Genomic DNA, 23,778 nt, shown 5'->3' on the forward strand with positions numbered 1-23,778 from the left:
TTACCATGCAGGCAATCAACAACATCAACCTCGACTCCCTGGTCGATACCCTGGTCAGCCTGACCGCTGCGTTTATCCTCGGGGGCCTGATCGGCTTCGAGCGCCAGTACCGCCAGCGCACGGCGGGGCTGCGCACCAATGTGCTGGTGGCGGTGGGCGCGGCGATTTTCGTCGATATGGCCAACCGCCTCGGTGGTGCGGACGGTGCCGTGCGCGTGGTGGCGTACGTGGTATCGGGCATCGGTTTCCTGGGCGCCGGGGTGATCATGCGCGAGGAGGGTAACGTGCGCGGGCTCAACACCGCAGCCACGCTCTGGGCGTCGGCGGCGGTGGGAGCCTGCGCCGGCGCCGACCTGATTCTCGAGGCGCTGCTGGGGACCTTGTTCGTGCTGGCGGCCAACACGTTGCTACGGCCGATCGTCAACAACATCAACCGCCAGCCGCTGGATGTGGTGTCGGCGGAGGTCACCAATATCCTTTACGTCATCGCCCGGCGTACCCAGCAAAAGGCTGTGCTGGCTCTGCTCGAAGCCGAGCTGGCGCGCTGCAACTACCCGGCCAGCGACGTGGATGTGCGCCCGTTCGGCCCGGAGGAAGTCGAGATCGAGGCCACCCTGGCCGTGACATCGGTGGACGGCGATGAGTTGGATGCACTGGTGGCGCGTATCTCCCTGTCCACCCTGGTGGTGCAGGCGTTCTGGAGCCCCAGCACCACCGAATAGGGCCTTGGGGCCTACGCTTTCGCGCGCAAGGTCGACCCGGCCGTAGTGAGGAAAAATCCTACAAGCATTCGGGACTAACCCTTCATTTGCACACACGCTCCATTGCTATGGTTGCGCGCTTGCGCCTGCCCAGCCATTCAAGGCGCAGCTCTACGTTGTCACTGTGTTTCAAAGGAGGGGCCTGAATGGCCTGAAGGGGGCGCTGAGCAATCAGTACCGTCTGTCGGAACTGTTACTTTTCACAGGTAGATAGGCCCCGCGTGATATGTAAGCGTACTGATCTCCCAGGGGAGTCTTATGAGCAACAAAGCTTTAATTGTGGACGATCATCCTTTTATACGTGCCACCGTCAAATATCTGTTGAGGCAGGAAGGCTTCGACAAGATCTATCAGGCGGGCAATGGCGCCGATGCCATGCAGATCGCGCGCGAGGAACGCCCGGACTTGATTATTCTCGATCTTGCGATGCCCAAGCTTGGTGGGTTGGAGGTGATCAGTCGGATCAAGGCCCTGGAGCTGCCCTGCAAGATCCTGGTGCTGACCTCATACCTGGCAGTGTTCTTCTCAACGCGCTGCATGCGCGCCGGTGCAATGGGGTTTGTCTCCAAGACGGGTGAGCTTGATGAACTGCAAAAAGCCATCAGGGCGATCCGCTCCGGCTACAGTTGCTTTCCCAGCCTGCCTACCAGTTCGGTACGTCGCGACGATCTGCAGTCTTCCGAGCAGGAACTGGTGGACTCGTTGTCGGACCGCGAGCTGGCCGTGCTGCAAAAGCTGGCGTTGGGTCTGGGCAATAAGGAGATCGCCGAGGACATGCTGCTGAGCCACAAGACCATCAGCACTTACAAGACCCGCCTCAAGGAGAAACTGCGCATGTCTTCGGTGGTGCATTTGTCCAAGTTCGCCCAGCGCAACCACCTGATCTGAGATGAACACGTCCCGGCTGGTCACATTCACGGCCATCCTGCTGACAGGGCTGTTGCCTCTGACGACGATGGCCCTGGACGAGCCGCACCACCTGCGGCTGCTGGGTCACTCCACCCTCGAAAACCCTTCCGTGCCCCTGGACGAATCTGACTGGCGCTGGTTGCGCGAGCGGCGCACGTTGGTCATGGGAGTGTCCGGGCCGGATTACGCGCCGTTTGACCTGAGCAACAACAAGCACGAGCTGGAAGGCATCACGGCGGACTATGCCTCGCTGATCGCCATGGCACTGAACGTCAGTGTCGAGGTGCGTCGCTACGATACCCGCGATGAAGTGATTGAAGCCCTCAAGACCGGCGCCGTGGACTTCGTCGGATCGGCCAACGGCTACGAGGCGGCCGACCCGCAATTGGTGCTGTCGCGGTCCTATGCCAATGATCAGCCGGCCCTGGTTACGCGCGCCGGCGACAGCCACGCGCTCAGTGCCGACCTGGCGGGCAAGCGCGTGGCGATGCTCTACCACTATATGCAACCCGCCGCGGTCCAGGCTTTTTACCCGCATGCGCAGTTAATGCTGTTTGCCTCGACCTTCGAAGCCATCGGCGCGGTCGCGTTCGGCCAGGCGGATGTTTACCTCGGCGACGCTATCAGCGCGCGCTACCTGATCAACAAGAACCATCTGAATAACGTACGCCTGGCGGACTTTTCCGCGCTGGAGGTCAACCCGTTCGGGTTTGCCTTCGCCAAGGGCGACGCGCGGCTGCTCAATATCGTCAACACCGCCCTGGCCGCCGTGCCCGCCAACCAGCAGATGGAAATCCTGCGGCGCTGGAGCGCGGGCGGCAGCGGCTTCCTGGAAGCCGACCGGCTGCGCTTGAGCGAAAGCGAGCAGCGCTGGCTGGAAAAACACCCACGGGTCAAAGTGGCGGTCCTGGACAAATTCGTACCGCTGTCGTTTTTCAACGAGCAGGGGCAATTCGAAGGCTTGAGCGCCGAGGTGCTGACGCGCATCAGCCTGCGCACCGGCTTGAAGTTCGATATGGAGCGGGGCAGCTCGCTGCCGCGGCAGATCGACGAGGCCGGTACCGGGCGTGTGGACATGCTGGCGGTCGTCACACCGAGCGTGGAGCGGTCCGAGAAGATTCGCTTTACGCGACCCTATTTGTCCAACCCCTATGTGCTGGTGGTGGCCTCGGGCAATGAACCCTTGGTTACCCTGGAAGACATGCCGGACAAGCGTCTGGCGCTGATCGCCGGCGACGGCCTGGCTGCGCAGATCAGCCGCAACTACCCGCGGATCGGCTTTGTCGACGTGGAGAACCCCGAGCAGGCCCTGGCGCTGGTGGCCAACGGCAGCGTGGACGCTGCGGCGGTATCGCTGATCAGCGCGCGCTATATGATTGCGCGCCATTACCGTGACCGTCTGCGTATCACCAGCACTGTCGGCACCGAGCCTGCGCGCATTACGTTCGGCGTCAATCGTGGCCAGTTGGAGCTGTATTCGATCCTCGACAAGGCGCTGTTGAGTATTACCCCGGAAGAGATGGATGAGCTGACCAACCATTGGCGCAACGAAATCATCCTCGAAGACAGTTACTGGAGCCGTCATCGCAGTGTGATTATCCAAGGCTTCGGCCTGGCCGCTTTGCTGCTGCTGGTGACGCTGGGCTGGGTGTTCTACCTGCGTAACCTGATCCGCAAGCGCGCCCAGGCCGAACGGGCCTTGAGCGACCAGATGCGGTTCATGAGCGTGCTGATCGACGGCACGCCGCATCCAATTTACGTGCGTGATCGCCAGGGACGGCTGATGGCCTGCAACAATGCCTACCTGGATGTGTTCGGTTTTAAACTGGAGGACGTGATCGGCAAGACCGTGGTGGAAACCGACACCGGCAACCCTCCGCAGGCTCAGTCGTTCCACGCCGATTACCTGCATTTGATGGAGCGCGGCGAGCCGCAGGTCCACGACCGGGTGCTCAAGGTGCCCAGCGGCGAAGTGTTGACTATTTATCAGTGGATGCTGCCGTACCGTGACGGTGACGAAAAAGTCGTGGGCATGATCGCCGGCTGGGTCGACGTGAGCGAGCGCCAGCGCTTGCTGGGTCAGTTGCAGGAGGCCAAGGAGGACGCCGACGCCGCCAACCGTGCCAAGACCACGTTCCTGGCAACCATGAGTCATGAAATCCGCACGCCCATGAACGCCGTGATCGGCATGATCGAACTGGCCTTGAAGAACGCCGAGCAGGGCCGGGCCGACCTCGATGCGCTGCAGGTGGCGTCGGTGGCGTCGCGCAGCATGCTGGAGCTGATCGGCGATATTCTCGATATTGCGCGCATTGAATCCGGCCATTTATCCCTGGCCCTTGGCCCGGCCAACCTGCACGAATTGCTGACCTCGGTGGCACGGGTGTTCGAGGGGCTGGCGCGTGACAAAGGTCTGCTGTTGCACGTTGAGCTCGACCCCTTGATCGATTGCGCGGTGCTGATTGATCCGCTGCGTTTCAAGCAGGTGGTGTCGAACCTGCTGGGCAACGCGATCAAGTTCACCCCCCGTGGCGAGGTGCGCCTGGGGGCGCAGGGTACCGCGGCTGCTGACGGCCACTTGAACCTGCGGTTGTGGGTGGAAGACACAGGCATCGGCATCAGCGCCGAGGACCAGCAGCGTTTGTTCAATCCGTTCATCCAGGGCGGCAATCACGAGCAGTCGGCGCGCAGCGGTTCGGGCCTGGGCCTGGTGATCAGTCGCAACCTGTGCGAGATGATGGGCGGTCAGTTGCACCTGAGCAGCATGTTGGGCAAAGGCACACGGGTGGATGTGACGGTGACCGTGGCACTCACCACTGCCGCACCGGTTTCTTCACCCGTGGCGCACATCCCACCGGCCCGTGCGCTGAGCATCCTGGTGGTGGACGACTACCCGGCCAACCGCTTGTTGCTGGCGCGGCAGTTGAGCTTTCTGGGGCATCGTATTGTGACGGCCGATAACGGCGTCCAGGGGCTTGCGGTGTGGCAGGCCGGGCATTTCGATGGGGTGATTACTGATTGCAACATGCCGCTTAAGGATGGCTATGCGCTGGCGCGCGATATCCGCGCGCAGGAGCGCCAGCGCGGCCTGGTGCCGTGCCTGGTGCTGGGCTTCACTGCCAATGCCCAGCCCGACGAGGTCGAGCGTTGCCGCCAGGCCGGCATGGACGGCTGCCTGTTCAAGCCGACCGGCCTGGAGGACCTGCGCGCGGCCTTGGCGTCCCGGACGGCCTGTGCCACGGGGGGCGACCTCGACGCGCTGTACGACTTAAGTGCACTGACCGCACTTACGGGCGGTGACATCGATGAGCTGCGGGAATTGCTCGGGCCATTGCTCGACAGCCTCAAAGAGGATCGCGCCGAGCTGCCAAGCCTTTGCCAGCAGGCGAATTTTTCCAAGCTGCATGACCTTGCCCATCGGGTCAAAGGGGGCGCGCGCATGGTCAAGGCCCAGGCCCTCATCGCCTGTGCCGAGGCGCTGGAGAACGCCTGCGAATGCCAGGCGCGCGATGCCCTGGGCACGGCGGTCGACGCATTGGGCGCAGCCATCGACGCTTTGCAGCACAGCCTCGAGCGTTACTGCAATCAGGTATGACTGCGAGTCAGCGCCATTCGGTGGATTTGGGATAACTCCTACGCGAACCGGGAACATGCCTGATTTTGTCGTCGGAATATGTCTGGAGAATGGGCCAGGCTCAACGACGAGCGCTGCCTGCCCATGGGGGTCGCCATGCCGAACAAAGCACTGACTATCCTGATTGCCGATGAACAGCACCTGCAACGACTGTACATCGAGAAAATGCTCAATCAGTTGGGGTACCACCGGATTGTCCCGGTACAAACCTTTGACGAGGTCCAGATACTCACGGCCATCCCGGCCGAGCCGTTTGATGTGCTGATCATCAATGCGGGGCTGCTGGTGCAGGCGTGCGAGCCGCAACCGCAGGTGCGTCATGTACTGGTGTACGACCACCTGGACCCATGCGCGCCTGCCGGTGCCGCGCCCACGGTACTGGTGCGCCTGCCGGGCGTGCCGGACAACGTCAACCTCGAACACTTCATGGATATCATCGACCCACCCGCGGCCGCCACCGGCCTGCGAGTGTGGCCGTGGCTGCGCGAGCTATCCCGCCAGCCGGTGGCAGGCATCTAGTTCCCACTGCGCAGCGCTGCATGGCGCAGGATACGGCTGCAATACGCACTTGCCCGCGAGTTATGCCCGCGAGCAAGTTCGGTTGAGTCAGCGGGTCTGGCGCAAGCGTTGTGCTGCGCTGCGCAACAGATGCTCGGTAGTGTCCCAGCCCAGGCAACCGTCGGTGACCGACACGCCGTAGCGCATCGACGCGCCCAAGGGTTGGCAGCCTTCGAACAGGTGGCTTTCGAGCATCATGCCGATCAGCGACGTATCGCCCTGTAAACGTTGCTCCAGTACATCGTTGAACACCGCCGGCTGACGCAGTGGGTCCTTACCACTGTTGGCATGGCTGCAATCGACCATCACCTGTGCCGCTACCTTGGATTTGGCCAGGTCGTGTTTGACCTGCGCCACGCTTTGCGCATCGTAGTTGGGGCCACGGTGGCCGCCGCGCAGTACCAGGTGGGTGTCGGGGTTGCCTGGCGTCTGGATGATCGCCGGGTGCCCCTGGCCGTCGACGCCGAAGTGACGATGGGGGTGGGCCGCCGAACGCATGGCGTCACAGGCAATCGCGACACCGCCATCGGTGCCGTTCTTGAAGCCCACGGGCATGTCCAGGCCGCTGGCCATCTCGCGGTGAATCTGCGATTCGGTGGTGCGCGCGCCAATCGCTACCCAACTGAGCAGGTCATCGAAGTAGCCGGCGGCCATGGGCTGCAGCAGCTCGGTGGCGACCGGCAGGCCCAGGCGCAGCATTTCCCGCATCAACTGGCGCGACAGCGTGAGGCCTGCGGCCATGTCATCGCTGCCATCCAGATGAGGGTCATACGCCAGTCCTTTCCAGCCGATGGTGGTGCGCGGTTTCTCGACATAGGCACGGATCACCAGCAGCATTTGATCGCTGACTTCAAGGGCGAGTTTCTTCAACTTGCGTGCGTATTCCATGGCCGACTCGGGATCGTGGATCGAGCACGGGCCGACGATCACCAGCAGACGCGAATCGTCGCCATTAAGGATGGATCGCACGGCCTGGCGATGGGCGTGGACCTGTTCGACAAGGAATGGGCTGAGCGGCAACTGGTGCTTGAGCTCAAGGGCACTGGGCAGGCGCAGGGTCAGGGCTTCATTGGCGCTGATCAGGCTGGAAACGGGCAGGGCGGTGACGGAGGAGTTCATATTCAAGGCTTCCTGGGCAAGCGGCGGGCGATTCCCGCGCTCAGCCCTACTGGGGTGTTCGACAATTGGCCGTATCGGCGATGTGTGTAGGCTTGCCACCCATGGGCGACCGATCGGAGGCGGCAGGCTGTCCCGAGCGGAGCTGGCTAAATCGCCATGCAGTGAAGGTGTCGTAGCGGTAATAGGAGGCGGCGTTCATGGTGTGATTCCTGTTAAGTGTTGGTGATCAAGCAAAAAATGTAGGCCTGGAAAAACAAAACCCCCGGTCGGGGAGCCGACCGGGGGTTAGATTTCTCTGGCAGGCGACCCCTTGAGTAGTGGCCGCCGATTTCAGGTATCAGGCGCGCCAGTGGCTAAACCAATACCCAAAATAAAAGCTGACAGCTGCGCTCGAACCGCTCACACAGGTAGCCGACAGCGAGCGCTGGGCGCTTGCGGCAGGGCAAATCTGAGTGTGGGAAAGGCGCAGCATGTTGTGTCTCCAAAAGATGGAGCGAGCTTACTCGAGGCGCGCGGTTGGATTCAATCGGTAATTTCTATTGCGTGAAGGGACTTACGACTATGGGGCGAGTGCCGATATGCTGTTTACATGTTGATACGCGATGCCCGGACATCCTCATGACCGCCTTGACCCTTGCTGCCGCTCAAACGATTTCCATCCCCGGCGATGTGCCTGCCAATATTCAGCGACACTTGGCATTCATGCAGGCGGCAGCGCAGCAGGGCGTGCAGCTGTTGGTGTTTCCGGAGCTGTCGCTGACCGGCTATGAACCGTCACTCGCGGCGCGCCTGGCGATCACGCCAGACGCCGTGCAGTTGAGGCCATTGCGTGAGAAGGCCAGGGATCTGCGCTTGACTGCCGTGGTGGGGATGCCGATCCGACCGAGCCCCGACGCCGACGTGATGATTGGCGCGCTGGTGCTGGGGGCGGACGGTTCGCTGGCGGTCTATGCAAAGCAGCATCTGCACCCTGGCGAAGAGGTGGCATTCGTCGCGGGGCCGGGCGGCGAAGCCTTGAAGCTCGGCGGCGAGCAGATTGCGTTAGCGGTGTGCGCAGATTTTACCCATGCCAGCCATCCGCGCGCCGCCGCTCACGCAGGCGCGAGTGTGTATGCCGCCGGAGTGCTGATCAGCGAGGGTGGGTATGCCAAAGACTGCGCGCAGCTTCAAGGCTACGCCGCCGAGCATGGCTTGCTGGTGTTGATGGCCAATCACGGCGGCCCGTCGGGCGGCTGGGCCAGCGCCGGGCGCAGCGCGGTATGGGCCGCCGACGGTCAACTGCTCGCCGCTGTGCCCGGTGTGGGTGAGGCGTTATTAGTGGCGCGTTGTGACAACGGCGTATGGGCCGGTCAAGTGGTCGTGTTTTGATGACGTTCAGCCTGCGCGCGGCCGCCGACCTCGACCGAGCCTTCGCCCGAACCCTGACGTATGAGGCAATGCGCCATTACTACGTGCAGTACGGGTTACTGTGGTCCAGCGATGGCTTCGACGTGGCGTGGGGCGGACGAGAGAACTGGCTGATTTGCCAGGAAGCGGCGGTGCTCGGCTTTATCAGCCTGAGTCGCGACAGCAAGGCGCTCTATATTCGCGAATTGCATATGCTCGAGACGTTTCGCGGGCTTGGCGCTGGCAGTTGGGTGTTGCAGCAGATGGTCGTCAAAGCGCAATCACGCGGGCTTTTGCGATTGACTGTGTTCAAGACCAACCCGGCGCGCAGGCTCTACGAGCGTATGGGTTTTAACATCGTCGGTGAGGAGGACTGCTTCTGGCGCATGGAGCGGGTTTGCCGCCCAAGCTAAATCATGCGCAACAGTCTAATAAGCGCATACTGGTCTCAGGAGACAACTTCCTGATCGTTTTTTTGGCCATCAGCCTCGGAAAGGATGATCCCTTCTTTCATGCCCAGAAGGACCGCTACCTTATGGGCTTCTCCACGTCGTCCCTTTTTGCGCCCAGCGAGCACTTGATAGGTAGTTGCCGGATCGACGCCATGTTCACGGGCGAATGCTTGAACTGACTTTCCTTGATGTTCCAGCCAGGCTTTGGCTTGTGCAGCAGTGCGGATTCCGGGCATAGTTCAAAACCGTTCAAGTTCGTTTGACGAAGAGATGAGAGTGTCACCTCTTGGGGTGTGCCAACTAGGATCATACATCCAAATGAGTGGAATCGGTTCGCGTTTGAGGCAAGAAAGAGAGCGACTTGGCCTGTCGCAGAAAGTTTTCGGTGAAATAGGAGGCGTCGAAGCCAACGCGCAGGGTAAATACGAAAACGGCGGGCGGGCGCCTAAGGCCGACTATTTGTCACGCGTCGCCGCACGGGGCGTGGATGTGCTTTATGTGTTGACCGGCACGGCCACGCCGATTCAGCTCGACAATCTGAGCCAAATTGAAGAGAAAGTATTGGGTGACTACCGGGCGATGTTCAAGGAGGATCAGGATGCAATTCGTCGCCTCACCTCCACCCTGGCCGAACATTGCGCCTCAGTGAGCGGAAAACTCAAGGTTCAGCCTTCGGAATCCTGACCTTTCGCCCAGCAAATCCGGCCATCCGCCCCTAGGCGGATGGCGTCTGCTTATTCAAACTCCATATATATGACGCGTGCAGCTAGGTCTGCGCCTTGGTTTTTTGCTAAGGTGTTCAGCAACCTATAAGACCATATCGCGAGGTGTCTGCTTGATTAGGGTGCTAGTAGTCGATGACCATGATCTCGTTCGTACAGGCATTACACGAATGCTGGCTGACATCGACGGCCTGCAAGTAGTCGGTCAGGCCGAGTCAGGGGAAGAGTCCCTGATCAAGGCCCGGGAGTTGAAGCCCGATGTGGTTTTGATGGACGTCAAGATGCCCGGCATCGGCGGCCTGGGCGCGACCACCAAATTATTACGCAGCCATCCTGATATCAAGGTCGTGGTGGTTACGGTGTGCGAGGAAGATCCCTTCCCCACGCGTTTGCTGCAGGCGGGGGCGGCCGGTTACCTGACCAAGGGGGCCGGCCTTGCCGAGATGGTGCAGGCCATTCGCCTGGTGTTTGCCGGCCAGCGTTATATCAGCCCGCAGATTGCCCAGCAGTTGGCGATCAAATCGTTCCAGCCCACCAGCGACTCGCCCTTCGATGCCTTGTCCGAGCGGGAAATCCAGATCGCCCTGATGATCGTCGGTTGCCAGAAAGTGCAGGCGATTTCCGACAAGCTGTGCCTGTCGCCCAAGACCGTGAACACCTACCGCTATCGCATTTTCGAGAAGCTCGCCATCAGCAGTGATGTTGAATTGACCCTGCTCGCGGTGCGCCACGGCATGGTGGACGCCAGCGCCTGACATGACCACGCCGTTTGATCCCAGTGCCTTTCTCTCGACCTGCAGCGGCCGCCCCGGCGTATACCGCATGTTCGACAGCGAGGCGCGCCTGCTTTATGTGGGTAAAGCCAAGAACCTGAAGAACCGCCTGGCGAGCTACTTTCGCAAGAGCGGCCTCGCGCCGAAAACTGCTGCCCTGGTAGCCCGTATCGCCCAGGTCGAAACCACCATCACCGCTAATGAAACCGAGGCGCTGCTGCTTGAGCAGACACTGATCAAAGAGTGGCGGCCGCCCTATAACATCCTGCTTCGTGACGATAAATCCTATCCGTACGTATTTCTTTCCGACGGCAACTTCCCACGGCTGAGTATTCATCGTGGAGCAAAGAAGCAGAAGGGCAAGTACTTCGGGCCTTATCCCAGCGCGGGCGCGATTCGTGAAAGTCTGAGCCTGCTGCAAAAGACTTTCTTTGTGCGTCAGTGCGAAGACAGCTTTTTCAAGAATCGCACACGGCCCTGCCTGCAGTACCAGATCAAACGTTGCAAGGCGCCCTGCGTGGGACTCGTTGATCCTGCGGAGTATGCCGAAGATGTACGCCATTCGGTGATGTTCCTCGAAGGTCGCAGCAATGCGCTGACCGATGAGCTGTCCGGCGCCATGGAGCAGGCTGCCAGCACCCTGGATTTCGAGCGCGCGGCTGAACTGCGCGACCAGATCTCGCTGCTGCGTCGCGTGCAGGACCAGCAGAGCATGGAAGGCGGCAGCGGTGATGTCGATGTGATCGCCGCGTTCGTCAATCCGGGCGGCGCCTGCGTGCACCTGATCAGCGTGCGCGGCGGGCGCGTATTGGGCAGCAAGAACTTCTTCCCGCAGACGGGTATCGACGAGGAGGTGGCCGAAGTCATGGCGGCGTTCCTTGGCCAGTACTATGTCAGCAGTCCGGAGCGCGACCTGCCTTCGGAGTTGATCGTCAACGTAGTGCATGAAGACTTCCCGGCCTTGATCGAGGCGATTCACGAACTGCGCGGCCGCGAATTGGACATCAGCCACCGCGTGCGCGGCACCCGTGCGCGCTGGCAACAACTGGCCGTGACCAATGCCGAGCAGGCCCTGAGCGCGCGCCTGGCCAATCGACAGCACGTCGCCGCGCGCTTCGACGCCCTGGCTGAAGTGCTCAACCTGGACGAGCCGCCGCAACGTCTTGAATGCTATGACATCAGTCACTCCAGCGGTGAGGCCACGGTGGCTTCCTGCGTGGTATTCGGTCCGGAAGGGCCGATCAAATCCGATTACCGGCGTTACAACATCGAAGGCGTCACCGCAGGCGACGACTACGCCGCCATGCACCAGGCGCTTACCCGGCGCTTCAGCAAATTGAAGGACGGCGAGGGCAAGCTCCCGGACATCCTGCTGGTGGACGGTGGCAAGGGGCAGCTATCGATGGCCCGTGACGTACTCAACGAACTGGCGGTGCCCGACCTGATCCTGCTGGGCGTGGCGAAGGGCACCACGCGCAAGGCAGGCTTCGAAACGTTGTACTTGAATGATGCCGCCCATGAGTTCACCTTGAAGGGCGACTCGCCTGCCTTGCATTTGATTCAACAGATCCGCGATGAAGCCCACCGTTTCGCCATTACCGGCCATCGCGCCCGTCGTGGTAAAACGCGGCGAACCTCAACCCTGGAAGGCGTAGCGGGGGTGGGGCCGACGCGACGCCGCGACTTGCTTAAACATTTTGGTGGCTTGCAGGAGCTGTCCCGTGCCAGCATTGACGAGATAGCCAAAGCACCCGGTATCAGTAAAAAGCTCGCTGAGTTGATTTATGCGAATCTGCACAGCGAATAGAATGCCTTTCCACCTCGTAGCCAGTTGTGCCGATGAATATCCCTAATCTGATCACCGTTCTACGCGTCCTGCTCATCCCGATTTTCATTTTGTTGTTTTATTTGCCGTACCAGTGGAGCTATGTGGCCTCAAGTTCGGTGTTCGCGTTCGCGGCCGCGACCGACTGGCTCGACGGTTACCTGGCACGCCGCCTGGAGCAGAGCACGCCGTTTGGCGCATTCCTAGACCCCGTGGCCGATAAGCTCATGGTGGCCGTCGCCCTGGTCCTGCTGGTGCAGGAACATGGCAACCTCTGGCTTACGCTGCCAGCCGCGGTAATCATCGGTCGCGAGATCGTGGTGTCGGCACTGCGCGAATGGATGGCCGAAATCGGCGCCCGCGCCCATGTTGCTGTATCGAACATGGGCAAATGGAAAACCGCCGCACAGATGCTCGCCCTGGTGATCCTGCTGGCGAACCCGTCGGACTTCACGTTCTGGGTCCTGCTGGGCTACGCATTATTGCTCATCGCCGCCGGACTGACGCTGTGGTCAATGCTCCAGTACCTACGCGCCGCCTGGCCTCATCTGCGCACCACCGTTGAAAAGAAATAAAACTTTTTTGAATCAAGGGGTTGACGGGTGCTGGAGATTCTATAGAATGCGCACCACCAAGACGCGGGAATAGCTCAGTTGGTAGAGCACGACCTTGCCAAGGTCGGGGTCGCGAGTTCGAGTCTCGTTTCCCGCTCCAAACACAAAGAAAAAGCCACTCAATGAGTGGCTTTTTTTTGCCTGGAATTTAGGCTCACCACCCGACCTCACCGGCAATACATCACCACCATCACCTCGCCCGTCCTGCTGCCACCGACGGCCCATCAGTAAAGAAACTGCCGTCGCGAGGGCGGTGGGTGGCTATTTATTTCCTGGCTTGATGGATTCAGAGGGTGCCACCGAGTGTGCGCCCGTGCTTGGCGCAGGCGGCACCGCGCAGCGGCCGTCATGGCAGCGGCGGCTGCCATCCGGGTGTGGCAGCCACGCCAGATATGGGCGCGAGCGGGCGAACATACGATAGCCGAGATTGAACAACGGCCGAAGCGTACGCCATGACAGCGGTGCGGCCCAGATTCCCATCCCGGCAGCGCGCCAGCTCCAGAGTGTCGCGTCCAGGCCGGTGACCCAGGTGCCATCGCTGAACCGGGCGTGCAGGGCGGCGCCCATTGCGTCCAGGCTCACGCCCAGCGACTGCGCGTCAAAGGCAGGGTCACTGATATCTACGAACAACAGCCGCGCACAAGAGGCTCGGCGGCGTAGCAGCTTGATTTCTCGCGCGCAGAGTGGGCAATCGCCATCAAAATAAAGGGTCAGCGGCCATTGCTCATTCTTGTACATAGGGTTGTTGCCTGTATAAGTTTTTAACACCCTAGGCGTGAAACCGTCCGATGACAAGAGGCTTCGCGCCTTTCATGTCATGGGCGGACTTGGCTCTTGCCACGTCGGCAGCGCTCCGAGCAGTAACGCACCTGTTCCCAGCACCGCGCCCATTTCTTTCTCCAAGTGAACGGCAGGCCACACGTCACGCAGGTCTTGACTGGCAGTTCACTCTTTTTCACAAGCATGCCCTCGGTGCAAACGCTCAAGGCGTGATGGGGTCGCTGGCCGGAAACGTTCTTCCAGTGCTTCGTCGAGTCGGCCTCCATTGGCGGCGCAGTCCTCATTGTCCAAAGTAGGCTCAGGTTCCGTTTCGCTTGGCGGCAAGGGCATGACCACTGGTCGCCATACGCGCGTTGGTTTTGAAATTTTACAGTGCATTTTCGCTTCACATGCAGGGGAGGCGAGCATCAGTACAAGGGGCCCGTTCCGATGAGTTCCGGCTTGGCCAGCTCGCCTGCTTTTTTCTCATATTCAGGAGGATTAACACCATGGCGACACCACAAGAAAACGTACTTGACTGGTTGCGCGATGCCCACGCGATGGAGCAGCAGGCCGAAAAGATGCTCAAGGCACAATCCGAACGCCTGGAGCATTACCCGCAGCTCAAGGCACGTATCGACCAACATATCCAGGAAACCCTCGGCCAGCAGGCACTCATTGACCAGTGCCTGACCCGCCTGGGTGGTTCAGCTTCGACGCTCAAAGACATGGGAGGCAAGCTGATGGCCTTCGGGCAGGCCGTTGGTGGCTCTTTAATGAGCGACGAGGTGATCAAGGGGGCGATGGCCGGCTATGTCTTCGAGAACATGGAGATCGCCTCCTATACCGTGCTGATTGCAGCAGCGCGAGAGGCCGGAGACACCGAGACTCAGGCGGCGTGCGAGCAGATTCTGCCCCAGGAGATCGCCATGGCTCAGTGGTTGCTGGAGCATTTGCCGCAACTGACCCAGGCATTTCTGGAACGCTCCGCAGACCCGGATAAAGAAGCCAAGAAGTAACCCTGTTCCAGGTGCTCGGCGCGTAAAGCAGGGCACCTGCTCACCAAACGGTTGGCCAGGTGTGAGTTAAATGAACTTTGTCCGCGCTGGTCGCTTCCATTGTTAGACAACTTGCCTGCAGAGCCGCCCATGACCGAATCCAGTTTCAGCCCCGCTTCATCCGCCAAACCGTCGCTGCGCCGCGCCGTGACCGGGCCAATGCTGTTTTTGTTCATCCTTGGCGATGTCCTCGGTGCCGGCGTGTATGCGCTGGCCGGCACTATCGCAGGTCAGGTAGGCGGTGCGATTTGGGTGCCATTGCTGGTGGCATTGTTCTTCGCCATGCTCACGGCCGGCTCGTATGCGGAACTGGTAACCAAGTACCCCCATGCCGGCGCAGCGTCGGTGTTTGCCGAGAAGGCGTTCAAGTCGCCGCTGGTTTCGTTCCTGGTGGGCTTCAGCATGCTCGCGGCTGCGGTCACCAGTGCGGCGGGGCTTTCCCTGGCATTCACCGGCGACTACCTGGCGGCGTTTCTAAAGGTTCCACCGACCCTGGCTGCTCTGGTGTTCCTGACGGTCATTGCCCTGCTCAATGCACGCGGGATCAAGGAGTCATTGGGCGCGAATATGGTGATGACCTGCATCGAGCTCTCCGGATTGTTGCTGGTGGTGGTCGCTGCGGTGTGGTGTTTCCACGCGGGTGAGGCGAACCTTGGGCGTGCCGTGGAATTCAAAGCCGGCGTCAACCCGATGCTCGCGGTGCTGGGGGCCGCGTTATTGGCGTTCTATTCGTTCGTTGGCTTTGAGACATCGGCCAACCTGGCGGAAGAAATCCGTGGCGTACGCACGGTCTACCCGCGTGCGCTGTTCGGTGCGCTGATCACCGCCGGTGTCGTGTATATGGCGGTCGGTGTGGCCGCCTCCGTGGTGCTGCCGATGGATCAACTGATGGCGACCTCGGCGCCGTTGCTGGAAGTGGTACGGGCCTCGGGCCTGGATATTCCGCCGCAGTTGTTCGCCTTTATTGCCTTGGTGGCGGTGGCCAACGGCGCACTGTTGACCATGATCATGGCCAGTCGCCTGGCCTATGGCATGGCGCGCATGGGGCTGTTGCCGACTCCGCTGTCGCGGGTGCTGTCCAAACGCCGGACGCCGCTGTTTGCAATCATCGCCACCACCGGGGTGGCCATGGCGCTGACCCTTACCGGTACCCTCGCAGCCCTGGCCGAAACCGTGGTGCTGTTGCTGCTGTTCGTGTTTCTCAGCACCAACCTGGCGGTGCTGGTGCTGCGCCGCGACCCTGTCGACAAGGATCACTTCCGCGTCCCGACCTGGGTGCCGGTGCTGGCCATCGTGTCGTGCCTGATTCTGCTCAGCCAGCAGAGCCTCGACACTTGGCTGCGCGGTGGCGCGCTGATGCTGCTGGGTGTCGTGCTGTATGGCTGTAACCGCCTGGCGACCCCCGTGGCGGCGCCGAGTTAAAGGCCGCCGCCACGGTCTTGCGCATGCGCTAGACCGTGGCGGTGGTTAATGCGGCGTGCCACGCGGCGTAGGGCGTATTCGCGACCTTGTGCCGGTTAAAGTCATCAGCCCCGTCATCCCACCACACCGGGCCGCGCTCACCCAAGCCAACCTTGGCCCGCTGCACCTTGGAGCGCGCGTCTTTTAGCGCGTCGTCATCGCCGCTCGCCTTGGCGGCTTTTACCTGGCGACGCGCTGTCATCAGTTGCTTGACCAGATCCTGGCGGACCGTTTCCGGCAACTGCGGATTGCTGCAGCGCCACAGAATGCCTCTGATTACGAAATAGCGGCCATCGGGCGTGGTCGGGTAGCGGGAGGAGGCCTGGAGCGGGACGGTACGCTTACCCATGGCGCGTTTCAGGCGCGATCTCGACCCACACGGGCGCATGGTCGCTGGCATGTTCTTCGTTGCGTACCCATGCATCCACGCCCGCATTGCGCAGGCGCGGCGCGAGTATCGGGTTCAGCAATAGGTGGTCGATACGCAGCCCGGAATTTTTCTGCCAATGCTGGCGGAAATAGTCCCAGAATGTGTACACGCGTTCGTCCGGATACAGATGCCGTATCGAGTCGATCCAGCCTTGCTCCAGCAGCTTTTGGTAACACGCACGGCTTTCCGGCTGCAGGAGGGCGTCCTTGAGCCAGGAGCGTGTGCTGTAAATGTCCAGGTCGGTGGGCACCACGTTGTAGTCACCCGCCAGCACCACCGGGTGTTCGCTGGCCTGCAGGCGCTGCGCGTGCTGGATCAGCCGTTCGAACCATTGCAGCTTGTAGTCGAATTTCGGCCCAGGCTGCGGATTTCCGTTAGGCAGGTACAGGCAGCCGACCACCACCGCCAATACCGCCGCTTCCAGATAGCGCGACTGGGTGTCGTCCTCGGCGCCCGGCAGGCCTCGATGAATCAGCAGCGGTTCGGCGTCGCGGGCCAGAATGGCGACACCGTTCCAGGAGGCCTGACCGTGGTGCACAGACCCATAGTCCGCCGTTTCCAGAGCCTTGGCGGGGAACGCTTTGTCCGCCGCTTTCAGTTCCTGCAGGCAGACAATGTCCGGGCGTTCTTTCTCCAGCCAGCGCAACAGGTTCGGCAGGCGCGCGCCGATGCCGTTGACATTGAATGTGGCGATCTTGAGCGAGGGCATGGGGCGGTTCCTCAATCGGTAAATTCAGTGCTGATGGGGCGTGTTGGTCGGGTCCGCAATCTGGAACACGTTGCCATGGCGCCACGCATCCGCGCCCGGCGCCACAGTGGGGGTCGGTATGTCGGCACGGGCCTTGCGCTTCTGCGCGCTGTCGATGCCGAACCGACGATCGCGCTCGGCCACCTGTTGCGGGTTGGCCTGGCCATCGGCCGTGAAGCCCATCATCAATTGGGGCACGCCCAGAGGCAGGTCTTTATTGAGGTCGGTGTGCCAGGTGTGCCAGGTCTTGCCGTAGGTGTGCACGAGCTTTTCCATCAAGGCATGCTCGGCCACCTCGGGAATTCCAGGCGCGATCAACTGGCCGGATTTCACCTCGTGCACATGGCTGTGCCACAGCGCCTGTTCGGCCTTGGGCAGGCCGCTGAACAGGCGCTCGCTGATGATGTATTCCACGCCCATCAACTTGGCATCCTTGCGATTGCCGTCGTAAATCACGCACTGAATCACTTCTTCATTAAGAATCGCGCAGTAGTGGTGCGCCTCCATTTGGGCGTCCATGTGGCCGTTGTAGAAATGGAAACCGTCGAGGTACGCGTTCAACGCTTCAACCGGCGGGCGTGATTGCAACAGCGCCGCACCGGCCTCTAAAGAGCGCGTGGTGGGCGAGGGCGCATCGCCCGGTGCAACCACGTTGGAGGCTGAATTGTCGGCGGCGCAGGCGCCGAGCAGCAACGCCACTGCCGTAGCGCAGGCAGCTCTGACGCCAGGGATTGTATGAATTGCACCCATGCTGGAGTCCCTTCTGTTGGTGATCGAATGCCTCCTATGGATAGCTTGCGTGCCGGGAAAGTTTGTTTTTATCGCTCGATGGGCCGACGACAGGTGCCATACCCGTGCTTGCCGAGCACGTAGGTCAAAACGTTGGAACTTCAACGCAAACACTCAAATCCTAAGACAGTTGATTCAATCGCCCGGTCTGCAAGAGCACCCACATGGAGTCACTGATGCCCGACCCCTCTACGTCGTCCGCTCCAGCACCGTCGCGTCCCTGGCTGCACCGGGCCTCAAGCCTGGGATGGACCGGCGCATTGTTCTGGTCCTGCACAGTCGCGGTGACGCTGTGGTTGCTGGCCAGCGGCTACAACGCCGTCGTCGAGGGTGACACGACCCATTTGCACTACGCCCTGCTGGGCGGGTTCAGCGGTTTCGCTGCCACGGCCCTGGGCGCCATTGCGGCCATCGTGCTGCGTCAGATCAGCGCGCGGACTCAGGATGTCATGCTGGGTTTCGCGGCCGGCATGATGCTCGCGGCCAGCTCGTTTTCACTGATTCTGCCCGGTATAGAGGCCGCACAATCGATTACCGGCCATCAGTTGTCGGCTGCTTGCACCGTGGTGTTGGGGCTGGCGTTGGGCGTGGCGCTGATGGTCGGCCTGGATCGCTTCGTGCCCCACGAGCATTCAAAAAGTGGGCGTAAAGGCCCGCAGACTGAACGTTTCAATCGTGTCTGGCTGTTCGTGCTCGCCATCACCCTGCACAACCTGCCGGAAGGCATGGCCATCGGTGTCAGCTTTGCCGATGGCGACTTGCACGTCGGCATGCCACTGACCACCGCCATCGCCATCCAGGACATTCCCGAGGGCCTGGCGGTCGCTCTGGCGCTACGGGTCACCGGCGTCTCGGCGCTGCGTGCGATGCTGATCGCGGTGGGTTCGGGGCTGATGGAACCGCTGGGCGCCGTGGTGGGGCTGGGGATTTCCAGCGGCTTTGCCCTGGGTTATCCGATTGCATTGGGGCTGGCGGCAGGCGCGATGATCTTCGTCGTCTCCCACGAAGTGATTCCGGAAACCCACCGCAACGGCCACGAAACTCCGGCCACCCTCGGGCTGATGCTGGGTTTCGCGGTCATGATGTTTCTCGATACAGCCTTGGGCTGAGCCCCGTTTTATTCACCGACGAGCAGGTTTACCAAAGGAGGTTTGTTTGGATTTGATGGATTGGGTGCAGTGGCCTGCCATGGTGGTGACGGTGATTTCGGCCTGGTTTATCGGCTCGCAACGACCGCGTCGCCGCATGCTTGCCTTCTGGGGGTTCATCCTCAGTAATGCCTTGTGGATCGTGTGGGGCTGGCACACCCAGGCGTTCGCGCTGATCGTGCTGGAGGGCATTCTTTTGGGCATGAACGCGCGAGGATTTCGAAAAAACCAGCGCAGCCGGAACGCGGGGTGAAGCGTGCTTGCTAGCGATTCAGAAAGTTCTTCCTGAATCCGCGCAGGTTCATCAGGCACAGGCAGATTTGCAGCACGATCAGCGCGTAGGCCTGCGCGTACGCGCCCCAGATTACCCACAGCACGTTACTCGCGATAAAGCAGCAGAAACCCGTCATTCGTCGCGCCGGTCGTTGCGATCCAATCAGCCAGGCCGCGATTACCGTCACCACCATGGCAGGCCATTGGACCCAATTCAGCTCACTCAAGACCCCTCCTTCAACTACCTGCGGTTTGAAAAACAGAGGGCGCATCGGGCAAATAATTCAGATTTTCAACGCCGTGTTGCCGTCACCGCTCGTCAGGCCTGTGCCGAATTTGTTGAACGTATAGCCGGTGCTCCCGGCCAGACTAAACAAGGGCTGGCGCAGGCAACGCGCTGGCGTCGGGGCCATTTGCTTCATTACCTGGTGAACGATCATGAAAAAGTTATCGATGTGCCTGGGCTTGTGCAGCCTGTTCCTGCTGCACGGCTGCTTCGACAATTCGGACAACGCCACAAAAGGCAATAGCAGCTCCACCAAGTCCTCCGTGCAGATGCAGGAAGGCAAGGCGGATGAGCATAAGTGATATGCGAGGCACGGTGCTGGCTGGCATGAAGAGGGCCTGTAACGATGGAGAAAACCGACAAGGCAATGGCAATTCGAGGCTGGCACTTGCTGCTCGAGGACGACAGCTATCGCCTGGATCATCCCGATGACTTCCACCAGACCTTGATCAGCCGAGCCGATGAGCTAGTGCTGCGCGACGTCATCAGCCTTGAAGAGTGGCAACGACTCAAGGACGCCGCGGACGCCGTCCACGCAAAAACGTTGCAGAGTCTGGCGACCCTGCAACGTGACCGTCTAGATACCGTGGCGATTGATCTGTGCATCGACGCCGAGGCTCAAGCATAGGCCCCGGCCAGGCTATAGGACTCAGGCCTGCGCCTGATAACGCTCGGCGGCGTGCGCCTGGCGGATATCCGCGAGCAGCCCCTGGCGCGCCTGGTCCAGTTGGTCCCATCGGCCTTCGACGTGCAATGGCGGAATGGTCACCGGCTCGCGACGGTCGAAACCCAGCAGGGCCGCGTCCACCAGCTCATCCACGTCCATCACTTCCGGCAGCGCATTGATATCGATGCCGGCGCGTTCCCAGATTTCGGTGCGAGTGGCGGCGGGCAGGACGGCCTGGATGTACACGCCCTTGGCCGCCAATTCCACGCTCAGTCCCTGGGACAGGAACAGCACGAATGCCTTTGTCGCGCCGTACACCGACATGCCGAACTCGGGCGCAAAACCCACCACCGAGCCCAGGTTGATAATCGAACCACTGCCGGCCTGCGCAAAGCGCGGCGCCACGGCGGCAGCCAGGCGTGTCAGCGCCACGACGTTGAGGGCGATCAGTTGATCGACGGCTTCGGCGCTCTGTTGAACAAAGCCTCCGGACTGCGCCATGCCCGCGTTATTGATCAGGATGCCGATGCGTGCATCGTCGCGCAGGTGGGTTTCCACCGACGCGAGGTCGGCGGCCAGGGTCAGGTCGGCCTGGAACACCTCCACGGCCACACCGTTTTCCTCGCGTAACTGTACGGCCAATGCCTCCAGGCGCGCGTTGTCGCGAGCGACCAGCACCAAGTCATGGCCACGACGGGCGAAGCGCCTGGCATAGGTGGCGCCGATGCCGGAGGAGGCGCCAGTAATCAGAACAGTAGGGAGCATGGTCATGGTGAGTTTCCTGAAGAGTGTCGCGGGTGATGGAGAGGGTTTAATGATTACGACCGAAATCTAAAATGTCAATGTTTTGATGTTGGTCGACATCAATGTATGCTTGCGGCACGTATGTAAAAGATTCAGGTGGACCATGAAAGTCTCTAAACAACAGGCCCAGGCCAATCGCGCGCACATCGTGGAAACGGCCTCGGCGCTGTTTCGCGAGCGTGGGTATGACGGTGTGGGCATCGCTGACCTGATGGCGGCGGCAGGTTTTACCCAGGGCGGGTTCTACAAACACTTCGAGTCCAAGGCCGACCTCATGGCACAAGCATCAGCCTGTGGCCTGGCGCAGTCGGCTGCGCGCACGGCGGGGGCTTCGACCGAGGCGTTCGTAAACGTGTACCTGTCGCGCGAGCACCGCGATCAGCGCGCCACAGGTTGCACGCTGGCGGCGTTGTGCGGTGATGCCGCACGCAAGGAAGACGAGGTTCGCGTTGCATTTGCCGCCGGCATCGAAGCCCAACTGGGTGTGTTGCATGCGGCCAAAGCAGAGGCACAAGCGCAGGACCCGACCGCTTCGCGTGCCGGCACGCTTGCATTGATGGCACAGGTGCTGGGTGGGTTGATCATGTCCCGTGCATGCCCGGACGACTCGGCGTTGGCCGATGAAATCCTGGCCGCGTGTCGCGCCGCGATCCTGGGAGGCGAGGACAGGCCGCAGTGAGGCCTGCCCCCGTCGCCGTTGTTACGGCTGCTTCGAGGCACCCAAATCTGCGCCCGTCACCGGGTCGCTGAGCGGGTCGGACAGGGTGCGGGCTTTCATTTGATCCAGCCGGGCTTCGTCTTCGGCGCTCAGTTGCACGCTGGCAAGGCCGTCGCCGCCGTCCACGGCCGGGAGCGGGTTTTCCACAAACTCCCACGCGTCCCCTTCGTTCCATGGGCCGCGTTTATCCTCCGTGCCTTGCGACATATTGAAGTAGACGTGGCTGAACTCAGGCATGCCCGGCAGCTTGCCCTGGGGAAAGTTGGGTTGAATCGCATGCAAGGCTTTTTCGAAGGACAGTTGATGGGCGATTTCCCGCGTCATCAGAAAACCCAGTGCTTCTTTCACGCCAGGGTCGTCCGTGACGTTCATCAACCGCTCATACACAATCTTGGCCCGCGCTTCGGCGGCAATATTGGAACGCATGTCGGCCGTGGGTTCGCCGATGGTGTCGATATAAGCCGCCGTCCATGGCACGCCCGCCGAGTTGGTCAAGGGTGAACCGGCGCCGTACAACAGGCTGGTGATATGAGAGTCATTGCCCGCGCCATTGAGTGAGCGGTACAGCTCACCTTCTTCTTCGACGCCTTCGGCGATGCGACCCTTGGCGCCTTTGTTGAGCATGACGATGATCGAACCGATGACCTCCAGATGGCTGAGCTCCTCGGTGGCAATGTCCATCAGCAGGTCTTTGCGACCTGGATCGTCCTCGGCCAGCGCCTGGGTGAAGTAGCGCGAAGCCGCTGCCAACTCTCCCTGGGCACCGCCGAATTGTTCCAGCAGCAGGTTCGCCAGGCCCGGGTTGGGTTCGGCGACACGGACGGTGTATTGAAGTCGCTTGTTATGTAAAAACATCACACATCTCCTCAGGCAATGAACGGCAACGCGTACATCCAGGCCCCGTATGGGCAGGTCTGGCGCTGTGGGCGTGAGCCATCAGCAGCGTTAAAAAAACAGGGGAGCGGTGCCGCTCCCCTGCATCGGCGCCTCAACTGTTGCGCCCGCCACCATGGCTGTGCTCGCCGCCTTTGCGCCCGGCTTCCGAGGCTTTTTCGCGGTCGTTGGCAAAGTTTCCTCCACTGCTTTGCCCACCTTTGCTGCCCGCCTCGGCGGCGCGTCCGGGATCGTTCTTGAAGTTTCCACCACTGTTCTGACCCCCTTTGCTGCCGGCTTCGGCGGCGCGCTCAGGATCATTCTTAAAGTTGCCGCCACTGTTCTGGCCGCCTTTACTGCCAATCTCTTGATAAAACTCCTTATCATGGCTGGCGGAAGTTGCCTCGCCACCTTTTTTGCCCGCTTCGCTGACGCTCATTTGGCCTTGTTTATCTTGAGTGCTCATTGTCGCTTACCTCATGTTTATAAGGGTGACGCAACTTTCACTGAAGCGCTTAAGTTATCTGCGCTGCACGGCCTCACGCACAACCTGCGTCGAGCTGAGATGCGCGAACATTGCTTAAAAGTGTCACGAAAGTTGCGATTACATAGCGCTTTGATCCTGGCGCATTTACGACTTGCGGCCGCCGCCGTGGCTGTGCTGCCCGCCTTTACGCCCAGCCTCCGAGGCTTTATCGCGGTCGTTGGCAAAATTGCCGCCAGACGCCTGGCCGCCTTTGCGGCCTGCTTCGGATGCGCGTTCGTGGTCGTTGGCGAAGTTGCCGGGGTTTTTATTACTGGTAGGCATGATGCATCTCCACATTAATCAAGTTAGGTATGTGAATGCCCATTGCAACAACGGACACTTATTCCGATAACGCCAGTGGCGGAAATGCTTGAAGAAATTTTTAAAATGGCGATGAACGGTAATGAGTGGGAAAAACTTATACAAAATGCCGGTTGTTAACACCGCTTCGTATAAGTTTTGGCGCGCTGAAGTGCAGTGCTTGA

29 protein-coding genes, 1 tRNA gene and 1 pseudogene are annotated in these 23,778 nt (G+C 60.8%); 18 read left to right on the forward strand and 13 right to left on the reverse strand.

Annotation, left to right across the window (positions count from 1 at the left end):
• Positions 1-5: 5 nt before the first annotated feature.
• The 4 genes from G7025_RS19655 (at position 6) to G7025_RS19670 (ending at position 5,823) form a co-directional block, all read left to right on the forward strand.
• Positions 6-722, forward strand: a complete 717-nt coding sequence (locus G7025_RS19655) for an MgtC/SapB family protein (protein WP_181080757.1) — start codon at positions 6-8, stop codon at positions 720-722.
• 297 nt (positions 723-1,019) lie between these two features.
• On the forward strand, positions 1,020-1,649 hold the full coding sequence (locus G7025_RS19660) for a response regulator transcription factor (protein WP_181080758.1): 630 nt from the start codon (positions 1,020-1,022) through the stop codon (positions 1,647-1,649).
• Between the two features lies 1 nt (position 1,650).
• Complete coding sequence (locus G7025_RS19665) at positions 1,651-5,265, forward strand: transporter substrate-binding domain-containing protein (RefSeq protein WP_181080759.1); 3,615 nt, start codon at positions 1,651-1,653, stop codon at positions 5,263-5,265.
• 135 nt (positions 5,266-5,400) lie between these two features.
• Positions 5,401-5,823, forward strand: a complete 423-nt coding sequence (locus G7025_RS19670; RefSeq protein ID WP_181080829.1) for a chemotaxis protein CheY — start codon at positions 5,401-5,403, stop codon at positions 5,821-5,823.
• Between the two features lie 87 nt (positions 5,824-5,910).
• Here G7025_RS19670 and G7025_RS19675 read toward each other — a convergent pair whose 3' ends face one another.
• Positions 5,911-6,981, reverse strand: coding sequence for a 3-deoxy-7-phosphoheptulonate synthase (locus G7025_RS19675; RefSeq protein WP_181080760.1), 1,071 nt, complete (start codon positions 6,979-6,981; stop codon positions 5,911-5,913).
• 618 nt (positions 6,982-7,599) lie between these two features.
• On the opposite strand from G7025_RS19675, the gene G7025_RS19680 reads away from it, so the two are divergent.
• Entirely contained in the window at positions 7,600-8,349 is a 750-nt protein-coding gene (locus G7025_RS19680) for a carbon-nitrogen hydrolase family protein (RefSeq protein WP_181080761.1), read from the forward strand.
• Positions 8,349-8,780, forward strand: a complete 432-nt coding sequence (locus G7025_RS19685) for a GNAT family N-acetyltransferase (protein WP_181080762.1) — start codon at positions 8,349-8,351, stop codon at positions 8,778-8,780. Before G7025_RS19680 ends, G7025_RS19685 begins: the two co-directional genes overlap by 1 nt.
• Positions 8,781-8,815: 35 nt before the next feature.
• On the opposite strand, the gene G7025_RS19690 is transcribed toward G7025_RS19685, so the two are convergent.
• Positions 8,816-9,055, reverse strand: a complete 240-nt coding sequence (locus tag G7025_RS19690) for a DNA-binding protein (protein WP_181080763.1) — start codon at positions 9,053-9,055, stop codon at positions 8,816-8,818.
• 82 nt (positions 9,056-9,137) lie between these two features.
• On the opposite strand from G7025_RS19690, the gene G7025_RS19695 reads away from it, so the two are divergent.
• From G7025_RS19695 to G7025_RS19715, 5 genes are all read left to right on the forward strand, one after another.
• Positions 9,138-9,503, forward strand: coding sequence for a helix-turn-helix domain-containing protein (locus tag G7025_RS19695; RefSeq protein ID WP_181080764.1), 366 nt, complete (start codon positions 9,138-9,140; stop codon positions 9,501-9,503).
• A 151-nt stretch (positions 9,504-9,654) separates the two neighbouring features.
• A complete protein-coding gene (gene gacA, locus G7025_RS19700) occupies positions 9,655-10,296 on the forward strand; it encodes a response regulator transcription factor GacA (protein ID WP_010566015.1) in 642 nt (213 codons plus the stop codon).
• A gap of 1 nt (position 10,297) precedes the next feature.
• Positions 10,298-12,121, forward strand: coding sequence for an excinuclease ABC subunit UvrC (gene uvrC, locus G7025_RS19705; protein ID WP_181080765.1), 1,824 nt, complete (start codon positions 10,298-10,300; stop codon positions 12,119-12,121).
• A gap of 32 nt (positions 12,122-12,153) precedes the next feature.
• Positions 12,154-12,714 carry a CDP-diacylglycerol--glycerol-3-phosphate 3-phosphatidyltransferase gene (pgsA, locus tag G7025_RS19710; protein WP_181080766.1) on the forward strand — a complete coding sequence of 187 codons (561 nt, stop codon included), beginning with the start codon at positions 12,154-12,156 and terminating at the stop codon, positions 12,712-12,714.
• Between the two features lie 63 nt (positions 12,715-12,777).
• A tRNA-Gly gene (locus tag G7025_RS19715) sits at positions 12,778-12,853 on the forward strand.
• Between the two features lie 161 nt (positions 12,854-13,014).
• On the opposite strand, the gene G7025_RS19720 is transcribed toward G7025_RS19715, so the two are convergent.
• Together G7025_RS19720 and G7025_RS19725 are read right to left on the reverse strand one after the other, a co-directional pair.
• Positions 13,015-13,491 (reverse strand): thiol-disulfide oxidoreductase DCC family protein, encoded by a 477-nt coding sequence (locus G7025_RS19720; RefSeq protein WP_181080767.1) that lies wholly within the window; start codon positions 13,489-13,491, stop codon positions 13,015-13,017.
• A gap of 77 nt (positions 13,492-13,568) precedes the next feature.
• The gene (locus tag G7025_RS19725) at positions 13,569-13,712 is read right to left on the reverse strand and encodes a DUF2256 domain-containing protein (RefSeq protein ID WP_181080830.1); all 144 of its coding nucleotides are present in this window, start codon (positions 13,710-13,712) and stop codon (positions 13,569-13,571) included.
• Between the two features lie 309 nt (positions 13,713-14,021).
• Here G7025_RS19725 and G7025_RS19730 point away from each other — a divergent pair, with 309 nt between their 5' ends.
• Positions 14,022-14,531 (forward strand): ferritin-like domain-containing protein, encoded by a 510-nt coding sequence (locus tag G7025_RS19730; protein WP_181080768.1) that lies wholly within the window; start codon positions 14,022-14,024, stop codon positions 14,529-14,531.
• A 129-nt stretch (positions 14,532-14,660) separates the two neighbouring features.
• Positions 14,661-15,992: an APC family permease gene (locus G7025_RS19735; RefSeq protein WP_181080769.1), complete on the forward strand. Its 1,332-nt coding sequence runs from the start codon at positions 14,661-14,663 to the stop codon at positions 15,990-15,992.
• A gap of 28 nt (positions 15,993-16,020) precedes the next feature.
• Here G7025_RS19735 and G7025_RS19740 read toward each other — a convergent pair whose 3' ends face one another.
• Genes G7025_RS19740 through G7025_RS19750 form a run of 3 tightly spaced genes read right to left on the reverse strand, consistent with a single transcriptional unit; the run spans position 16,021 to position 17,959 of the window.
• Positions 16,021-16,380 carry a hypothetical protein gene (locus tag G7025_RS19740; protein WP_181080770.1) on the reverse strand — a complete coding sequence of 120 codons (360 nt, stop codon included), beginning with the start codon at positions 16,378-16,380 and terminating at the stop codon, positions 16,021-16,023.
• Positions 16,373-17,170: an exodeoxyribonuclease III gene (gene xth / locus G7025_RS19745; protein ID WP_181080771.1), complete on the reverse strand. Its 798-nt coding sequence runs from the start codon at positions 17,168-17,170 to the stop codon at positions 16,373-16,375. The genes G7025_RS19740 and xth overlap by 8 nt, the downstream gene beginning before the upstream one ends.
• A gap of 24 nt (positions 17,171-17,194) precedes the next feature.
• Entirely contained in the window at positions 17,195-17,959 is a 765-nt protein-coding gene (locus G7025_RS19750) for an OBAP family protein (RefSeq protein WP_181080772.1), read from the reverse strand.
• 215 nt (positions 17,960-18,174) lie between these two features.
• Between G7025_RS19750 and G7025_RS19755 the strand changes: the two genes are divergently transcribed.
• Both G7025_RS19755 and G7025_RS19760 read left to right on the forward strand, forming a co-directional pair.
• Positions 18,175-19,107 carry a ZIP family metal transporter gene (locus G7025_RS19755; protein WP_181080773.1) on the forward strand — a complete coding sequence of 311 codons (933 nt, stop codon included), beginning with the start codon at positions 18,175-18,177 and terminating at the stop codon, positions 19,105-19,107.
• A 46-nt stretch (positions 19,108-19,153) separates the two neighbouring features.
• Entirely contained in the window at positions 19,154-19,399 is a 246-nt protein-coding gene (locus G7025_RS19760) for a hypothetical protein (RefSeq protein ID WP_181080774.1), read from the forward strand.
• A 10-nt stretch (positions 19,400-19,409) separates the two neighbouring features.
• Here the strand turns inward: G7025_RS19760 and G7025_RS19765 are convergent, their stop codons facing one another.
• A complete protein-coding gene (locus tag G7025_RS19765) occupies positions 19,410-19,646 on the reverse strand; it encodes a hypothetical protein (RefSeq protein WP_181080775.1) in 237 nt (78 codons plus the stop codon).
• Positions 19,647-19,703: 57 nt separating this feature from the next.
• Entirely contained in the window at positions 19,704-19,859 is a 156-nt protein-coding gene (locus G7025_RS19770) for a hypothetical protein (RefSeq protein WP_181080776.1), read from the reverse strand.
• On the opposite strand from G7025_RS19770, the gene G7025_RS19775 reads away from it, so the two are divergent.
• Positions 19,858-20,007: a hypothetical protein gene (locus G7025_RS19775; RefSeq protein ID WP_181080777.1), complete on the forward strand. Its 150-nt coding sequence runs from the start codon at positions 19,858-19,860 to the stop codon at positions 20,005-20,007. The genes G7025_RS19770 and G7025_RS19775 overlap by 2 nt on opposite strands.
• 44 nt (positions 20,008-20,051) lie before the next feature.
• Positions 20,052-20,333 (forward strand): hypothetical protein, encoded by a 282-nt coding sequence (locus G7025_RS19780; RefSeq protein ID WP_181080778.1) that lies wholly within the window; start codon positions 20,052-20,054, stop codon positions 20,331-20,333.
• A gap of 21 nt (positions 20,334-20,354) precedes the next feature.
• On the opposite strand, the gene G7025_RS19785 is transcribed toward G7025_RS19780, so the two are convergent.
• A complete protein-coding gene (locus tag G7025_RS19785; protein ID WP_181080779.1) occupies positions 20,355-21,143 on the reverse strand; it encodes an SDR family NAD(P)-dependent oxidoreductase in 789 nt (262 codons plus the stop codon).
• 136 nt (positions 21,144-21,279) lie between these two features.
• On the opposite strand from G7025_RS19785, the gene G7025_RS19790 reads away from it, so the two are divergent.
• A complete protein-coding gene (locus G7025_RS19790; protein WP_181080780.1) occupies positions 21,280-21,855 on the forward strand; it encodes a TetR family transcriptional regulator in 576 nt (191 codons plus the stop codon).
• Between the two features lie 21 nt (positions 21,856-21,876).
• Here G7025_RS19790 and G7025_RS19795 read toward each other — a convergent pair whose 3' ends face one another.
• The 3 genes and pseudogenes from G7025_RS19795 to G7025_RS19805 form a co-directional block, all read right to left on the reverse strand.
• Entirely contained in the window at positions 21,877-22,749 is an 873-nt protein-coding gene (locus tag G7025_RS19795) for a manganese catalase family protein (RefSeq protein WP_181080781.1), read from the reverse strand.
• 133 nt (positions 22,750-22,882) lie between these two features.
• Positions 22,883-23,233: a con-10 family general stress protein gene (locus G7025_RS19800; RefSeq protein ID WP_181080782.1), complete on the reverse strand. Its 351-nt coding sequence runs from the start codon at positions 23,231-23,233 to the stop codon at positions 22,883-22,885.
• Positions 23,234-23,398: 165 nt separating this feature from the next.
• A pseudogene (locus G7025_RS19805) lies at positions 23,399-23,551 on the reverse strand (general stress protein); the annotation flags it as partial.
• Positions 23,552-23,778 lie beyond the last annotated feature (227 nt).

Source organism: Pseudomonas lurida, from assembly GCF_013522705.1.
Lineage (GTDB): Bacteria > Pseudomonadota > Gammaproteobacteria > Pseudomonadales > Pseudomonadaceae > Aquipseudomonas > Aquipseudomonas quebecensis.

Coding starts and splice junctions, on each gene's coding strand:
- G7025_RS19655 (WP_181080757.1), top strand. CDS start 6: ATGCAGGCAATCAACAACATCAACCTCGACTCCCTGGTCGATACCCTG.
- G7025_RS19660 (WP_181080758.1), top strand. CDS start 1,020: ATGAGCAACAAAGCTTTAATTGTGGACGATCATCCTTTTATACGTGCC.
- G7025_RS19665 (WP_181080759.1), top strand. CDS start 1,651: ATGAACACGTCCCGGCTGGTCACATTCACGGCCATCCTGCTGACAGGG.
- G7025_RS19670 (WP_181080829.1), top strand. CDS start 5,401: ATGCCGAACAAAGCACTGACTATCCTGATTGCCGATGAACAGCACCTG.
- G7025_RS19675 (WP_181080760.1), bottom strand. CDS start 6,981: ATGAACTCCTCCGTCACCGCCCTGCCCGTTTCCAGCCTGATCAGCGCC.
- G7025_RS19680 (WP_181080761.1), top strand. CDS start 7,600: ATGACCGCCTTGACCCTTGCTGCCGCTCAAACGATTTCCATCCCCGGC.
- G7025_RS19685 (WP_181080762.1), top strand. CDS start 8,349: ATGACGTTCAGCCTGCGCGCGGCCGCCGACCTCGACCGAGCCTTCGCC.
- G7025_RS19690 (WP_181080763.1), bottom strand. CDS start 9,055: ATGCCCGGAATCCGCACTGCTGCACAAGCCAAAGCCTGGCTGGAACAT.
- G7025_RS19695 (WP_181080764.1), top strand. CDS start 9,138: ATGAGTGGAATCGGTTCGCGTTTGAGGCAAGAAAGAGAGCGACTTGGC.
- uvrC (WP_181080765.1), top strand. CDS start 10,298: ATGACCACGCCGTTTGATCCCAGTGCCTTTCTCTCGACCTGCAGCGGC.
- pgsA (WP_181080766.1), top strand. CDS start 12,154: ATGAATATCCCTAATCTGATCACCGTTCTACGCGTCCTGCTCATCCCG.
- G7025_RS19720 (WP_181080767.1), bottom strand. CDS start 13,491: ATGTACAAGAATGAGCAATGGCCGCTGACCCTTTATTTTGATGGCGAT.
- G7025_RS19730 (WP_181080768.1), top strand. CDS start 14,022: ATGGCGACACCACAAGAAAACGTACTTGACTGGTTGCGCGATGCCCAC.
- G7025_RS19735 (WP_181080769.1), top strand. CDS start 14,661: ATGACCGAATCCAGTTTCAGCCCCGCTTCATCCGCCAAACCGTCGCTG.
- G7025_RS19740 (WP_181080770.1), bottom strand. CDS start 16,380: ATGGGTAAGCGTACCGTCCCGCTCCAGGCCTCCTCCCGCTACCCGACC.
- xth (WP_181080771.1), bottom strand. CDS start 17,170: ATGCCCTCGCTCAAGATCGCCACATTCAATGTCAACGGCATCGGCGCG.
- G7025_RS19750 (WP_181080772.1), bottom strand. CDS start 17,959: ATGGGTGCAATTCATACAATCCCTGGCGTCAGAGCTGCCTGCGCTACG.
- G7025_RS19755 (WP_181080773.1), top strand. CDS start 18,175: ATGCCCGACCCCTCTACGTCGTCCGCTCCAGCACCGTCGCGTCCCTGG.
- G7025_RS19775 (WP_181080777.1), top strand. CDS start 19,858: ATGAAAAAGTTATCGATGTGCCTGGGCTTGTGCAGCCTGTTCCTGCTG.
- G7025_RS19770 (WP_181080776.1), bottom strand. CDS start 19,859: ATGATCGTTCACCAGGTAATGAAGCAAATGGCCCCGACGCCAGCGCGT.
- G7025_RS19780 (WP_181080778.1), top strand. CDS start 20,052: ATGGAGAAAACCGACAAGGCAATGGCAATTCGAGGCTGGCACTTGCTG.
- G7025_RS19785 (WP_181080779.1), bottom strand. CDS start 21,143: ATGACCATGCTCCCTACTGTTCTGATTACTGGCGCCTCCTCCGGCATC.
- G7025_RS19790 (WP_181080780.1), top strand. CDS start 21,280: ATGAAAGTCTCTAAACAACAGGCCCAGGCCAATCGCGCGCACATCGTG.
- G7025_RS19795 (WP_181080781.1), bottom strand. CDS start 22,749: ATGTTTTTACATAACAAGCGACTTCAATACACCGTCCGTGTCGCCGAA.
- G7025_RS19800 (WP_181080782.1), bottom strand. CDS start 23,233: ATGAGCACTCAAGATAAACAAGGCCAAATGAGCGTCAGCGAAGCGGGC.